Consider the following 14,948-nt stretch of genomic DNA (forward strand, 5'->3'; position numbering starts at 1 on the left):
ATGGAGATAAGGATGATCAAGTACATAAGAAAAAGTCTGGCATTATTGCTAATGCCGGCATTATTACTCGTTTCGCTAAGTACATATACTTTCGCGGCACCTCTGGTTATAAATCAGACCGTGGAAAAACAGAATATAACCTCGGGAGTTGTGCTGGAAAAATATAACCGTTTTACCACCAGCGGCTGGATCAGGACCAACGTACTCAGAGTGGATTTATCCAATGAGAATGTAAAGGTTGACGGACTGGTTAACAACAATTCCGTTTCCAGTATCACAACTGTCAAGAACCTGGCAAAAACCGGAGGGGCGGTAGCTGCCGTAAACGCCAGCTTCTTTGACCCTGCCTCAGGGTCTCCCTACGGTCCCGTTGCTGCAAACGGAGAGTTTGCCATGGCGTCTGCCGGAGACAATACCGATCACATAGCCACACTTGCCATTGACAAGCTGAGCCGTGCCTTTTTTCAGTACTGGAAAACAGCTATAGAGCTCATAACTCCCAACGGTACAAGAAAAAGCGTGGCAGCCTACAACAACTATAACGGCTACTACAATTATAACATGTACATAGTTGACTCCAAATGGGGCAGCAAGACACCGGGTGTCTCAAAGACATATCCCTCCTGGCTTGAAATGGTTGTAGAGGACGGGATAGTTAAAGGCTTCAGCGTAGACAGTCCCGGGATTGACATACCTAAAAACGGTTATGTGGTTCTGGCCACCATGGGGCATCAGAAATTTCTTACGGATAACTTCAAGGTTGGAGACCCTGTGTCCTATGATATAAAGCTCAATGTAGACCAAAGTCAGCTTCAGATGGGACTTACCGGAGGGACCATGCTGGTTCAGGGCGGTAAGATTGCCTCCTTTACCCATTCGGCTGCAGGCAGTTCCAGGCAGCCAAGAACTGCAGCAGGCACCACTGTCGACGGTAAAACACTATTGATAGTAACCGTGGACGGCAGAAAGGATTCCAGTGTCAGCATAGGCATGACACAGGCGGAACTGGCAGAATACATGAAGGAATTGGGCTGTGCCAACGCCATTAATTTTGACGGCGGCGGTTCCACTACAATGGTGGCAAGGCAGCAGGGAGACACAGCCATATCCACCATAAACACTCCTTCCGACGGATTTGAAAGAGGAGTTTCTGCTTCACTTGGGGTTTTCTCCATCGCACCGCAGGGCCCGGTTGATTCACTGATGGTCAGTGCTTATGAGGATTACGCCTTCGTAAATACCGCCAGAGCCTTCACCGTAAAAGGTGTGGATAAATACCTGAACCCTGTTGATATTAGCAGTGCAGATATAAAATGGTCTGTCTCGGGAGTCAATGGCACCTTTGCCGACAACGTATTTACTCCAACTACAGCCGGAAATGCAGTAATAACAGCCAAAATAGGAGATACCGTAGTGGGCACCTGCCCACTGACGGTGTTAAGTGCTCCGGTAAAGCTGGATTTAAATGTAGCTGCCCTGAACACCTCTCCGGGAGGCACTACTACCTTTGCAGTGAGGGGCTGGGATAAAAACGGCTTCAGTGCAAGCATTCACCCCTCGAACATAAAATGGGGAGTGCTTAACAATGTTGGGACGTTAGTTTCCAATACATTTACCGCCGGAAAGTCCGGAACCGGCTATGTATCGGCCTCCTTTGCAGGCGTCTCGGTATATTGCCCTGTTTCCATCAGCCAGCCAGGGCTTAAGAAGGTAATTGAGGACTTTAACGGAAGTACGGCATTGACAGTGGACGTGTCTGCAAAAACAGTTACCGGCAAATACAATGCTGCCACAAATGTTTATAAATCCGGTCCGTATTCGGCAAAACTCACCTACGATTTCACAAAAGGACTTGAAGCCAACAGGGCCGCCTACATAAACCTTCCCGACGGCGGAAAGGCATTGGACAGTACTGCCACCAAGCTTGGAGTGTGGGTATACAGTTCCTCAAAACGTCCCCTTTGGATTGGTGCAATCGTTACCGACAAAAAAGGTACCCAGAATTACAAATATTTTGCCAAGGATGTCAACTGGACAGGCTGGAAATATCTTGAGGTCTCACTGGAAGATATAAACGGCCCGTCAAAGGTTACAAAGCTTTATGCAGTTCAGACCACCAAACAGAAAACCTCCGGCACCTTATATTTTGATAACCTTACCATGGTGTATTCCGGCTATCCTGAAGTACCCGCGTCAAAAGCAGCAGTTAATACAGTTCCAAAGGATGATGCCTATAAGGATCGCTCAGTCTCAGGAAACGACTCCTTAAGTTTTTCAGTTTTCGGACAGTCCGCAGCACTTGACAAGAATAAGGACAAAACCCAGCTTAGCCTAGTAAATTCACTGGTGGGAAAAATAAATAAATACATACAGGTATCGGCTGTCGTCGGCAAATATGACAGCCTGTGGCCTTCACTCAAAGTACCGGCGTTGTCTACGACAGCCAGCTACAAATCCCTGGATAAAAACGGCAGCAGGCTCATCCAGCTCAACACCACAAAGGGCGGACTAAGGGCAACTGACTACAATGAGTGGTTCTGGTTCAAAAACCAGCTCAGCTCCTTTACCGGCAACAATTTGTTCGTATTCCTGGCCGATGCTCCCTCAAACTTTAATGATCCAAAGGAAGGGCAGGTTTTAAAGGATATGCTCTCGGATTATAAAAAGCAGAATCCCGGCAAAAATGTCTGGGTGTTTTACAAGGGCTCGGCAAACGAAAGCTATATGGACAAGGGCGTTAAGTACATAACCACAGCGGGCTTTGATGCGGTTGGGTTCAGTGCCCAGAATAAAACCGCCGCAAAATATGTACTTGTAAAAGTTCAGGGAAATACCGTTACATATCAATTCAAAACACTAAACTGAAGAAGCATATCTAAACAAAAAAAGAGCCGTACATTTCATCGAGTATGGCTCTTTTTTATTTGAATTTTGTTTAAGTTTCGGACAGCTTGTCTTTTTGAATCTCTGTGTGGTTTTCTATGGCAATCTTTCCACTCTTTCTCTAAGGAAGTTTGTAAACTCCGAGCTAAGGTCTTCCCTCTTCAAGGCGAATTCCACAGTAGCCTTTAAAAATCCGATTCTGTCCCCCACGTCAAACCGGTCTCCTTCAAAGTCATATGCGTACATGGCCTCACATTCCATGAGCTTCTGAAGTGCATCTGTAAGCCAGATTTCTCCTCCTTTTCCCGGGGATGCCTTTTCAAGGAACTCAAATATTCTCGGAGAAATAATATATCTTCCCAGTATTGCAATATTTGAAGGCGTCTGGTCGACCTCGGGCTTTTCAACCAGGCCTTTTACCTTGTATACCTTTTCGTCTATCTGATTTCCTGCAATTATACCGTATTTGGATACATCGTGGAGGGGCACCTTCTGGACTCCAAGAATGGTTGTTCTGTACTCGTTGTAAACATCCATCAGTTGTTTGATGCACGGAGTTCCGGAATCAACTATATCATCTCCCAGCAATACTGCAAAAGGCTCATCTCCAATAAAGGATTTGGCGCAGTATATGGCATGTCCCAGCCCCTTAGCCTCCTTTTGCCTGATATAATGAATATTTGCTATGCTTGATATCTCCTCAACACAGCTCAGCAGATCGTGTTTGCTCTTTCTTCGAAGTTCCTCTTCCAACTCATAGGACTTGTCAAAATGATCCTCAATTGCCCTCTTGTTTCTGCCGGAAATAATCAGAATATCCTCAATACCAGCCGCCGCGGCTTCTTCAACTATGTATTGTATTGTGGGCTTGTCCACAATTGGAATCATTTCCTTGGGTGTAGCTTTTGTAGCAGGTAAAAACCTTGTTCCGAGGCCTGCAGCCGGTATAATCGCTTTTCTTACCTTCATAACTCCTCCAAAATACTTTATTTTCTCTGCTTTTCTATTTCCAATTTTAGCACATTTACTATCAGTCAAACAACCTTCTGTCTATTATTACCCCCTAAAATTTTTAATATTATGTATTCTATTACAATATTATGTATTTACTCTATTCTGAAACAAAAACATTACCGGTACACAAAAATACTTGACGCTCCTTCTCCCGAAATGATATAATTTAACAATACATATGGGAATAATTAATCGGTTCTCATAATATTATAAACTGTAATTTAATATTGCGTATCTTCAGGGCAGGGTGAAAATCCCTACCGGCGGTAATATGCAGGAAATGCATTAGCCCGCGAGCGAAAGCAGACATGGTGAGATTCCGTGGCCGACAGTACAGTCTGGATGAAAGAAGAATTGGCGTTTTTATATGCTGTTACCTAGCTCTGTTGATGTATAATCACAGAGCTTTACTTATTTCTTTTTATCAGTCTTCTGAAAGAACGCATACACAAATCCTGGGGAGGTATTTTTGTATGGCAAGCAGTAAAATAAAGAAAATAACAATAATGGGAATTTTAATAGCAATATCAATTATTCTCGTGGTTTCTCCATTGAGATTCCCGTTTCCGACCGCACCGTTTCTGGTATATGAACCGGGTGACGTGCCAATTCTTGTGGGGGGCTTTGTATTTGGACCTGTAGCAGGAGTTCTGCTGACCGTAATCACATCAATAGTACAGTCATTAACTGTTGGCAAGGATGGTGTCTTTGGCTGTATAATGCACATTTTAGCCACTTCCGCCCTGGTTGGGGTTTCTTCTGTCATTTACTACAGGAAAAAAACCTTTACGCGTGCCATTACAGGTGTGGTAATTGGAAGCCTTGCCATGACCGCAGTTATGGTTGTTTTGAATCTGGCACTTGATCCAATCTTTTACGGCATGACTCTTGATGCTGTGGTAAAGCTTGTTTTTCCTGCAATTTTGCCCTTCAATCTTATGAAAGCAGGTATAAATTCCATAGTATTTCTGCTGATATTCAAGTCTGCGGGAAACATACTGCTCCGTATAGCCCAAAAGTAGGGAAATTTTCAATAAACGCTTGTAATTTATTGCTGCAATGCATAATATTGTGATAGTTGCTTATCAAAAAACAAAATTATATATTTACATTGAATTCATTAGCACGTATTATAATATATAATATCAATTGTTTTAGCTGACAGGTGCTTGAGCGGCCCGGCACGGGGGCACTTTTGGCCCGGTTATCAGGTAATATGCTATAGTTAATAATTGCGGGGTGATTTATTTATGGAATTTTGTAACAAATGTGGTTCTTTAAAGATTAACGGCAGCTGTACAAACAAAAAGTGCGATCAGCATGTTAAATCCATGGTTGAATTAGCAACCACTCAGCAGATCGAATATATTAAAGAACTGGCAGAACAGTTGGGAGAAGATATCAGCGAAGTAAATTTTGAAGTTATGAGTAAGTCAGAGGCGGTAGACCTTATTGACGACTACCTTGAAAGACTTGACGATAGCGAGAAAAAGCTTGCGGTAGGAGATGCGCTGCTTGATGATGACGATGATCCGGATAAAGATGAAGATTTATAGAGAATATCAGTTAAAGATAAATAAAAGGCGAGGATTGTTCCTCGCCTTTTATTGTTAATAACTTTTGGATAACTGCCTAAACAGGCAGGTGTGGATATGTGAAATACCCTGTTATTGAATATGGACTTATTCTCTGGAACCACTATAAAACAAGGCGTTTGCCCTGGTGTCCCATTTCCTTTGATTTGCAGGATTCCGTTTGTGGATAATGTGCATAAGTCTGTGAATAACGTAAAAAAGCATTCTTCAGCCCTGTGGACAATTTAATCTCTTGTGCTTAATCCAAACCCGTATGGGAAGAGAGCATTATATCCGTCAGACTGATTGTTGAAGGTTATAGGAAGCTGCTTCAGGCTTCTTGGCCAGGTGACGGGAAGTCTTGCAGTAAAATCCACTTCTCCGTAAAACATTCGGGCAATAGCCCCGCCTTCTGTTCCCGGCAGCCACGCTTCCACAAAACCATCCCATTTATCCAATTCTTCAGTTACAAGCCTCGGCCTGCCTGAAATTTGTATGACGACGATGGGCTTATGAGCTGCATATGCCGCTTTCAGGGCCTGTTTATTCTCTTCCAGGGCAGTGTCATCATAGAGGCTCAAACTGCCGTCATCGCCTTTTCCCTCTGCATAGGGATGTTCTCCTATGACCGCTAATATGACATCAGCCTCGTTCAGTCTGGACATATCCGTAATTATATTGGTTCCATTCTTTATGGCATATTCCTTGAATCCATCCAAAACAGTTGTCCCGCTCATCCAGCGTCCACTGGCGTCGTCCTGTCCCCCCTGCCAGGTTTTAGTCCAGCCTCCGCACTGTACGCCAATATTATCGGCAGCAGGACCTATTACAGCAAGGTTCTGCTTGTTGCTGAAAGGTATTATATTGTTTTTATTTTTTAAAAGCACCAGCGACTTGTTAACCGCTTCCTCCGCTATTTTCCTGTGCTCTTCGTTCCTGATGGTATAGCTGCCCTGGGGTGCCGCAGTAATTGCTCCGAACTTACCCATCTCCATCTTGACTCTGAGTACTCTTGCTACAGCGTCATTTATGCGTTCCATCCGCACATCTCCATTGCTCACAGCATCCACAATTGCCTCATAGCACTCTCTCCACTGAGATGCTTCCATAAGCACATCAAGTCCTGCGTTCACAGCCAGGACAACCTTGTCATACAGGCTGTCGCCCTTTAGCTGATGAATCCCCTCAAAGTCACTTATTACAATGCCTGTAAATTTCATATCGTCCTTGAGTATATCCTGGATAAGGTACTTGTTGCTGTGATTCTTTTCATTATTTATGCTGCTGTAAGATACCATTATACTTTTTACTCCGGCATTCACCGCTTCCTCGTATACAGACAGATAATTGTCATTCAGGTCCTTCTGGTTCAGGTTTGCATTGCCCTGATCCATGAGATAACCGCTGTCTCCTGTACCGTATTTTGCCGCACCGTCAGCCACATAATGCTTTGCACAGGCAATTATCCCCCGTTTTTGAAGTGTTGTTATATACGGTATGGACAGAATGCTTACCAGATCGGGATTTTCACTGAAGCTTTCGTAAGTCCTTCCCCACCGGATATCGTTACTCACGGCAACGCACGGAGAGAAATTCCAGTCGATTCCCACCGCCTTTAGTTCCTGTGCGATTGCTCCGGCGACCTTTCCAACCAGCTCACTGTCTCCGCTGGCTCCTATACCAATATTATGCGGGTAAATAACGGTATCCTGGAGATTATTGTTCCCATGGACGGCGTCTACTGCAAAGACAAGCGGAATGCCCAATCTTGTCTGCCGGGCGGCAGCCTTGAATTGCTCCGTCATCTTGCACCATTCATCAATCGAATTAATACCAGGCGCCGAGCCTCCCTGGGCAAAAACAGACCCTATAAAGAAATTCTGAACATCTCTGAAGGAAATAGCCTGGCGTTCCACCTGAATCATTTGACCGGCTTTTTCTTCAAGTGTCATTTCGTTAAGAAGCTTTGAAATATTTTCTGAAATAGGTTTACTTGCATCATATAAGGATTCTAACTCATCGTTCAAATTGTAAGAGGTTACAGCCTGCACTTCAGTTTTTCCAGTCTCGGTTTTACCTGTCTCACTGCAGCTTCCGACTAACATAGCAATAGTTATCACTAGCATCAGTATAGTTGCTTTTTTATTAAACACGATTTAGCCTCCTGATCTATATTTATATTTATAACTATATAGTACAAAATATTGAAAAATTTAGCAATAAAATAAGAAATGAAAGGCTTTATGAAGGTCTTTCCATACTACTTGTTACATTAAAGCGGCAAAGGTATAATTGTATTAATATACTAAAATAAGGAGTGACCAGTATGCTTCAACCATATGATTTACCTCTGGAGCAGTTACAAGTATTTAAGCCGGATTTGACCAGGCAGCCCGACTTTGAGGAATTCTGGAGCAGTTCGCTTGAAGAGCTGTCCAAAGTTCCTCTTACATATACACTAACCCCTTATGACTATCCGGTAAGAGGCGTTAAGGTATATACACTTAACTTTTTAAGCTTTAATAATGCCAATATCCAGGGCTATCTTGCTATTCCGGACGGAACAGGCCCACATCCCGGCCTTATGCTCTATCATGGCTATAACTGGGCCATGGATGGAAAAATCGACGATACCGTCAATTGGGCACTGCACGGCTATGCAGCCTTTCAAATGCTTGTCCGCGGACAACAGGGCTTCAGTTGCGACAATGTACCCTCAACAACCGGCGGGGTCTCAGGCTGGATGACCAAGGGAATCCTCGACCCCAAGGAATATTATTACAGGGCCGTATATCTTGATGCTGTCCGAGCCCTGGAAGTTCTGTCAGCTATTGAAGGTGTGGATACCGCAAGAATCGGTGTCCACGGTGGAAGCCAAGGCGGAGGGCTCACGCTGGCAGCGGCGGCGCTCAGCAGCATTCCGGTGGTTGCTGTAGCCGACTTCCCTTATCTGTCAAATTTTGAGAGAGCCATAAATATTACGCCTAACGGACCATATAATGAATTCAACGACTATTTCAGAAAAAATCCGTCACCCCAAATAGAAATGCAGGCCAAGAAAACTCTTTCCTACTTTGATGTTATGAACCTGGCTCCAAAAATCAGGTGTCATACCTGGATAAGCTCCGGGCTGGTAGATGATATTACTCCTCCCTCCACAGTTTTCTCTGCCTATAATCATCTCACCTGCTCCAAGGAAATAGCAGTCTTCAGGTATTTTGGACATGAGTACCTTCCCGGTGCAACTGTTCCAAAGCTTCGCACCTTAATGAACCACCTGTTGGACCATAAGTAGGCCCAAAGTTTAAAAGCATCGGTAAAGAACAGATATAAGCTGAATTTTCACATTATGAGAAAGAATCTCCTCCCGAGGACGATTCTTTCTCATAATGTATTCCCCTAAGTCAATTATATGGCATATTTCTTCATTTCATCAGCTACAGCTATTATTTCATTTATCTTTTTCATTAATTCCTCTGCGCTGTTCATGTTTTCATAGGCCATGGAATTTGCCTCCTGAGAGCTGGCGGCTGTCTGCTGGCTTACTGCTGCAATTTTATTGATACTTTCCTTTATCTGGTCGTTGGACTCCACAATGGTGTTTATCTTATAATTGACTTCCTCTATGTTGCCAAAAAGCTTATTTGTGTTATTGCTTATGTTATCGTATACTTCCTTGGTAACCTTGATATTATCGTTTTGCTCTATATTTGCAGTCTTGGTATTCTCAATTTGGTTAAAGCATTCAATTACCTTTGTACTTAAATCATTTATTATTTTTGAGATTTCTGAGGTGGATTGTTTGCTCTGGTCAGCCAACTGCCTGATTTCATCGGCAACCACCGCAAAGCCCTTCCCGCTCTCACCCGCCCTTGCGGCTTCAATAGAAGCGTTTAAGGACAGGAGATTAGTCTGGGCACTTATTCCGGATATTATGGAAGTGATTCCAAGAATCTCATTGGTTTTTTCCTTGAGCTCCAGCATCAGGGCCTCAACTCTCTGGCTTTGGTCGTTTACTATAACTGCCCTTTCATTCAACTGATTGACTATATCCAGGCCCTTTCCCACATCCTCGGCAGAGTTTTTGGAAAGCTCCCCCATCTGCTGGGATAACTTTGATGTGACGTCAATCAGCTCGCTGATTTTTTGTGAATAAATTGACTGCTGTGTCATATTTTCAGAGGTTTCCTGAGCACCCTTGGAAATTTCGTCGATGGCTCCCGTCACCTGGTTCATGGACAAATTCAATTTGTTCATAAAATTTTGCAGTTCCTTTGCATTAGCTTCCATTATATGAGCGGCCTTCATGGTATTGGACAGTATCTCCTCCTGCTTGTGCTGCTGATCCTTAAGACTTTTTATCTTGGTATAGTTGAACAGGTTTGAGAGCTTTGTTGATAAAATAAGAGCTATTCCGAAGAGTGTTACTGCTGCAAACTGTATTGTGATGTCAGTTGAGGTCTTTGTAGTTACCACGCCGGAAATTATCTTGTAGGCTATAACTCCCGTGTTAACTGCAAAAACGTATATTATGCTTACTACCGTGAGCCTTAAATCAAAATACAGTATGTACATGACAATAATCGGAAAGATGTACACGAAAGACAGGGCGGAATGTGAAGTGGTCAGTGCAATAGTGTATATAACCAGATAACCTATAAGCGTGATATATTTAAGTATCCCGCTGTGCTTATTTCTGTTGTAGACAACTATGGCAGCCGTAATAGGAACAACGACAACTGTAACAAAGACAACAATATACAATAGCGTACGAACACCTTTGATGTACTCCCCTACATAGCCTACTACCAGGAAGAGGCTTAATAAACAGTTAATTATCAGTACTACTTTGTTCGTTAATTGTTTTACCTGTTTTTCATCCATTTCATTATCTCCCATCTCTCATTTGATTTAGCCGTATTTTGTTAAAATAAGACTATTTTCAGCAGTGCATTTTTACAAAATATTTTATATCTATATTACCATTTTTTGCATAAATTTCAAAGTATTATTATAGTGATTTTTTTTAAATTTTTATCGTAATAATTATAAAATTGTAGAGATTTTCCATAAGTTGTGATATTATTTTTTTCATAAGTCTCGAACTTTATTATTTTTTATATTTATGAACACGGTTTCATAATTTGGAGGTGCGATATCCAGTGAGATATGGACATTTTGATGAATCAAATAAAGAGTATGTGGTAACACGTCCCGATACACCGGCGCCCTGGTGCAATTACCTGGGTTCTGTGGAATACGGCGCTATCATATCAAATAATGCTGCAGGCTACAGCTTTGTTAAATCCGGTGCCTCGGGCAGGATCATAAGGTTCAGGTTTAATTCTGCATCCAATGATCAGCCGGGACGTTATATATATTTGCGTGACAATTCGGACGGCGACTACTGGTCCGGCTCCTGGCAGCCTGTATGCAAGGATTTGGATACATATGGCAGCGAGTGCAGGCATGGTACCGCATATACCGTAATAAAATCACAATACAGGAATATTGAAACTTCGACTGCATATTTTGTCCCAATGGACAAGTATTATGAGGTGTGGCAGCTCAAGATAAAAAATACGGGCCTTTCTGCACGTGAGCTTTCCCTGTTCGGCATGGTGGAGTTCACCAATCATGACCATTATGAAAATGATACCGTAAACCTTCAATACTCGCAGTTTATAAGCAAAACCTATTTTAAGGGGGATCATATACTGCAGGTTATAAATGAAAATGGCAGCGAAGCCTCCTCCGATGTTGAGGGAAGCTGTGATGTGATGGGTGAGCCGGGCTGCCGGTTTTTTGGCGTGGCCGGAGCAGAAGTATCGGCCTTTGACGGAGAGCGGGATGCTTTTTTAGGTGCCTATAGAACTTACGGCAACCCTAAAGCCGTGGAAAAAGGCAAATGCTCAAATACCCCTGCCTACAACTGTAACTCCTGCGGTGCCCTTCAGATAGACCTTACCCTGAAGCCCGGTGAAGAGAGAGAAATAGTTTTTCTGCTGGGGGCGGGAAATGAGGAAGTTGCCAGTCAGGTTATCAATAGCTATAAAGCAGCGCTCTCAGGCGGCAGCGACCTGGCAGGCCTGCAACTGAACGAACTCAAGACATTATGGCACTCAAGGCTGGAAAACCTTCAGATATCCACTCCCGACCGCAATTTTGACAATATGGTCAATATGTGGAATGCCTATCAGTGCTTTATTACCTTCCTCTGGTCCAGAGCCGCCTCCTTTCAATATTGTGGCCTCAGAAACGGCTTGGGCTACAGAGATACGGTTCAGGATATTCAGGGTATAATCCACCTGGACTGTAATCTGGCAAGGGAAAGGCTGTCTCTGATGCTTTCGGCCCAGGTATCAAACGGAGGAGGGCTTCCTCTGGTTAAATTCAACCATATACCCGGAAAGGAAGTTACTCCCGACGAGTCGGAGTATTCAAAAAAGACCGGCCAGTCCTTCTACCGGGCAGATGACGCTCTGTGGCTCTTCCCCACTGTTATGACCTATATAAAGGAGAGCGGACAGTGGAACTTTATTGATGAAGTTATTCCATATGCCGACAAAGGTGAGGCATCCGTATATGCACATCTTAAGCAGGCAATTCAATTTAATTTGGACCGTCAAGGCTCCCACGGCTTCCCTGCAGGTCTGTTTGCAGACTGGAATGACTGCCTGCGGCTGGGAACCAAGGGCGAATCCATGTTCGTTGCCTTTCAGTTGTATTACGCACTTTCTATTTTCAAGGATTTTGCTCAAAGAAAAGACGAGCCGGAGGATGCTGCATGGGCCGGCAGCCACATGAGCAGGCTGGATAATGCCTTTGAGAATTATGCCTGGGAGGATGACCAGTATGTACGCGGCTTTACAGAGGCTGGATACACCATAGGCTCTAAGAACAACAAGGAGGCCAATATATGGCTCAATCCCCAGACCTGGTCCGTAATCAGCGGTGCAGCCGGGGGTGAAAAAGCCAGACTTGCTCTTGATCAGGTATATAACAAGCTGAACACCAAATATGGAGCCATGCTCTTCTATCCTGCTTTCAAAGAGTTCGGCCTGCCGGTGGCAAGAATGATTCTGTTCAATGAAGGCACAAAGGAAAATGCAGGTATTTTTTCCCAGCCCCAGGGCTGGCTGATTTTGGCAGAGACTATGGTGGGTAACGGTAACCGGGCCTACGAGTACTTTAATGAAATAAATCCGGCAGCAATGAATGAGCATGCAGAAATAAGATACCTGGAACCCTATGTTCACGGGCAGGCCACCGAGGGCGTGGATACCCTTAACCACGGGCGTTCGCATGTACATTGGCTCACAGGAACGGCTTCCACGGTAATGGTCTCCATAGTCAACGGCATTCTGGGTCTTCAGCCTCAATATGAGGGAATAAATATCAACCCCTGCATACCCTCATCCTGGAGCTCATTTACAATAAAAAAGATCTTCCGTGGAAAGCTTCTTGATATTCAGGTGGATAATTCCGCCGGCATGGAAAAAGGAGTCAAGCACCTGATTGTCAACGGCAAAACCATTGCCGGCTGCTATGTGGACTATTCGGAGCTTGCTGAGAGGAACAGCATCCTGGTTGTAATGGGATAGAAACCGGCAATTCAGGCAAATCTTTTCCTCATTGCCAATGTTATAAAATATATAACCGCAGATATGATAACTATGGTAGCTCCCGTTGCTGTGTCCATGTAATAGGACAGTACAAGCCCCAGGACACCGGAGAACACAGAAATCATTATGGCACTTGCATTATATTGCCTTGCGTTGTTTGAGACATTTCTGGCAGCGGCGGCAGGCAGGACTAGCAGAGAGTTTACTATGAGCAGGCCCACCCATTGGATGACTATGGTTACGGCAACCGCAATTATTGCAGTAAATGCAAGTTCAACCGCCAGAGTATTGATTCCCCGGCTTTTTGCCAACGAAATGTTCACGCTGACCATCAGTACCTTGTTGTAGAATACAAGCCATAGGAGGATAATCAGCACAGCCAGTAAAAACAGTGCGCCAATCTCGGCGGGTGCTATGCTGAGCAGATCGCCCACAAGGTAGGAATTGTAACTGTAGCCTCCCGAGGTCACCAATACAAGACCTACTGCTATTGCCGCGGAAGAAAATACACCAATAACCGTGTCTGTAGAAGTCTTTGTTCTGTTCTTTATTATTGTTATAAGTACAGAGAAGCCAATGGAAAAAATGACTGCAGACCAGGCAGGACGTACAAGTCCTATTACACTTCCTATGGCAATGCCTGTAAAGGCGCCATGGCCAAGCGCATCTGAGAAAAATGCCATTCTGTTGTTAACAATGATTGTTCCCAGAATCCCAAATACAGGTGTTATCAGTAAAACAGCCAGCAGTGCGTTTTTCATGAAATCGTACTCAAGCCATCCAAATGGCAGAATTGTATTTAATATACCGTATATCTGGTTCAAATTTACTACCCCTCTTCACCTTTTTTCTTACCTTCAGGCTTTTTATATCGCCGTCGCACTTTCGCGCCAGGTATTCCACAGCCGGCACCAGTCCTTGCCGCTAGCTGGGTCCTTTATTTCCGCTATCACCGATAATTCCTGACAATCCGAAGGTCTCATGCAGCTTCCTGTCGTTATACACCTTCTCCGGCGGGCCGTTCAATATTACGGTCTTATTCAGAAGAACAACTCTGTCGGCATGCTTCTTTACCAGGTCAAGATCGTGGGAGACAAGTATTATTGTAAGGTCATACTTTTCCCTGATCTGTGAGACTATTTCATAAAATACCTCCAGCCCTTTCCTGTCAACGCCTGATACCGGTTCATCCATCAACAGCAGTTGTGGAACCGGCTCCAGGGCCAGAGCCAGAAGAACTCTTTGCAGCTCTCCTCCCGACAGGGCACCCAGCCTCTTGTCAATAAGCCCTTCTCCCTGTACCCTTGCAAGGCACTCCGTTACCTTTTGTGTAATTTGTCCGGAAGTTTTCATGAAGGCAGGTCTTTTACCCATACAGGCCGAGAACAGATTTTTCACGCTGACCGGCGCCGCCGTATCAAATTCCAGTTGCTGAGGTACATAGCCAACCTTTGGTTTGACTGAATTCTCTCCATTTGAGCCGGCAAATATTATAGAACCTTCGTGTTTTATTTCCCCCAGGATTGCTTTCAGCAGCGTGCTTTTCCCCGCCCCGTTGGGTCCTATGAGTGCCGTAAGCTCCCCACAGTGCAAATGCAGATTTACGTCCTTCAAAATCTCCGTCCTTCCAACCCTGACGGAGAAATTCTTTATCTGTGTGCAACAGTACCCGCTGCATATCCTGTTGGTATCACAGTTCTCCCTGTGTCTTGCATTTATCTGTGCCATGTCGTAAGTCCTTTCAACCCGGCTCGTCAGTACTTCAGCCGCAAAGTATCTTTTGCAAATTAAACCCCATTTAAATATTATACCAAAAATAGCTAAGGATTTTTCTTAAAAAAAATATTTTTCT

Annotated in this window: 10 protein-coding genes and 1 riboswitch; of the genes, 5 read left to right on the forward strand and 5 right to left on the reverse strand. The window is 44.1% G+C overall.

Annotated elements, in window-relative coordinates; genetic code table 11:
* Positions 1–12: 12 nt before the first annotated feature.
* Positions 13–2,865, forward strand: a complete 2,853-nt coding sequence (locus CLHUN_RS12675) for a phosphodiester glycosidase family protein (RefSeq protein ID WP_080064963.1) — start codon at positions 13–15, stop codon at positions 2,863–2,865.
* A 114-nt stretch (positions 2,866–2,979) separates the two neighbouring features.
* Here CLHUN_RS12675 and galU read toward each other — a convergent pair whose 3' ends face one another.
* The gene (gene galU / locus CLHUN_RS12680) at positions 2,980–3,852 is read right to left on the reverse strand and encodes a UTP--glucose-1-phosphate uridylyltransferase GalU (protein ID WP_080064966.1); all 873 of its coding nucleotides are present in this window, start codon (positions 3,850–3,852) and stop codon (positions 2,980–2,982) included.
* A gap of 274 nt (positions 3,853–4,126) precedes the next feature.
* A riboswitch (FMN riboswitch) is annotated at positions 4,127–4,255 on the forward strand.
* Positions 4,256–4,370: 115 nt separating this feature from the next.
* Here galU and CLHUN_RS12685 point away from each other — a divergent pair.
* Both CLHUN_RS12685 and CLHUN_RS12690 read left to right on the forward strand, forming a co-directional pair.
* Positions 4,371–4,919 (forward strand): ECF transporter S component, encoded by a 549-nt coding sequence (locus tag CLHUN_RS12685; protein ID WP_080064969.1) that lies wholly within the window; start codon positions 4,371–4,373, stop codon positions 4,917–4,919.
* 228 nt (positions 4,920–5,147) lie between these two features.
* Positions 5,148–5,453 (forward strand): hypothetical protein, encoded by a 306-nt coding sequence (locus tag CLHUN_RS12690; RefSeq protein WP_080064972.1) that lies wholly within the window; start codon positions 5,148–5,150, stop codon positions 5,451–5,453.
* Positions 5,454–5,716: 263 nt separating this feature from the next.
* Here the strand turns inward: CLHUN_RS12690 and CLHUN_RS12695 are convergent, their stop codons facing one another.
* Positions 5,717–7,624: a glycoside hydrolase family 3 protein gene (locus tag CLHUN_RS12695; RefSeq protein ID WP_080064974.1), complete on the reverse strand. Its 1,908-nt coding sequence runs from the start codon at positions 7,622–7,624 to the stop codon at positions 5,717–5,719.
* A 173-nt stretch (positions 7,625–7,797) separates the two neighbouring features.
* Between CLHUN_RS12695 and CLHUN_RS12700 the strand changes: the two genes are divergently transcribed.
* Positions 7,798–8,766, forward strand: a complete 969-nt coding sequence (locus tag CLHUN_RS12700) for an acetylxylan esterase (protein WP_080064977.1) — start codon at positions 7,798–7,800, stop codon at positions 8,764–8,766.
* Between the two features lie 113 nt (positions 8,767–8,879).
* Here CLHUN_RS12700 and CLHUN_RS12705 read toward each other — a convergent pair whose 3' ends face one another.
* The gene (locus CLHUN_RS12705) at positions 8,880–10,355 is read right to left on the reverse strand and encodes a methyl-accepting chemotaxis protein (protein WP_165755745.1); all 1,476 of its coding nucleotides are present in this window, start codon (positions 10,353–10,355) and stop codon (positions 8,880–8,882) included.
* 278 nt (positions 10,356–10,633) lie between these two features.
* Here CLHUN_RS12705 and CLHUN_RS12710 point away from each other — a divergent pair, with 278 nt between their 5' ends.
* Positions 10,634–13,075 carry a glycoside hydrolase family 94 protein gene (locus CLHUN_RS12710; protein WP_080064981.1) on the forward strand — a complete coding sequence of 814 codons (2,442 nt, stop codon included), beginning with the start codon at positions 10,634–10,636 and terminating at the stop codon, positions 13,073–13,075.
* Positions 13,076–13,086: 11 nt separating this feature from the next.
* Here CLHUN_RS12710 and CLHUN_RS12715 read toward each other — a convergent pair whose 3' ends face one another.
* Both CLHUN_RS12715 and CLHUN_RS12720 read right to left on the reverse strand, forming a co-directional pair.
* The gene (locus CLHUN_RS12715; RefSeq protein ID WP_080064983.1) at positions 13,087–13,920 is read right to left on the reverse strand and encodes a metal ABC transporter permease; all 834 of its coding nucleotides are present in this window, start codon (positions 13,918–13,920) and stop codon (positions 13,087–13,089) included.
* 100 nt (positions 13,921–14,020) lie between these two features.
* The gene (locus CLHUN_RS12720) at positions 14,021–14,824 is read right to left on the reverse strand and encodes a metal ABC transporter ATP-binding protein (RefSeq protein WP_080064985.1); all 804 of its coding nucleotides are present in this window, start codon (positions 14,822–14,824) and stop codon (positions 14,021–14,023) included.
* Between the last annotated feature and the right edge of the window lie 124 nt (positions 14,825–14,948).

Source organism: Ruminiclostridium hungatei (genome assembly GCF_002051585.1).
Taxonomy (GTDB): Bacteria; Bacillota; Clostridia; order Acetivibrionales; family DSM-1351; genus Ruminiclostridium; species Ruminiclostridium hungatei.

What these genes read in the sequence shown, in the direction of transcription:
- CLHUN_RS12675 (WP_080064963.1), top strand. Translation starts at nt 13, where the DNA reads ATGATCAAGTACATAAGAAAAAGTCTGGCATTATTGCTAATGCCGGCA.
- galU (WP_080064966.1), bottom strand. Translation starts at nt 3,852, where the DNA reads ATGAAGGTAAGAAAAGCGATTATACCGGCTGCAGGCCTCGGAACAAGG.
- CLHUN_RS12685 (WP_080064969.1), top strand. Translation starts at nt 4,371, where the DNA reads ATGGCAAGCAGTAAAATAAAGAAAATAACAATAATGGGAATTTTAATA.
- CLHUN_RS12690 (WP_080064972.1), top strand. Translation starts at nt 5,148, where the DNA reads ATGGAATTTTGTAACAAATGTGGTTCTTTAAAGATTAACGGCAGCTGT.
- CLHUN_RS12700 (WP_080064977.1), top strand. Translation starts at nt 7,798, where the DNA reads ATGCTTCAACCATATGATTTACCTCTGGAGCAGTTACAAGTATTTAAG.
- CLHUN_RS12705 (WP_165755745.1), bottom strand. Translation starts at nt 10,355, where the DNA reads ATGGATGAAAAACAGGTAAAACAATTAACGAACAAAGTAGTACTGATA.
- CLHUN_RS12720 (WP_080064985.1), bottom strand. Translation starts at nt 14,824, where the DNA reads ATGGCACAGATAAATGCAAGACACAGGGAGAACTGTGATACCAACAGG.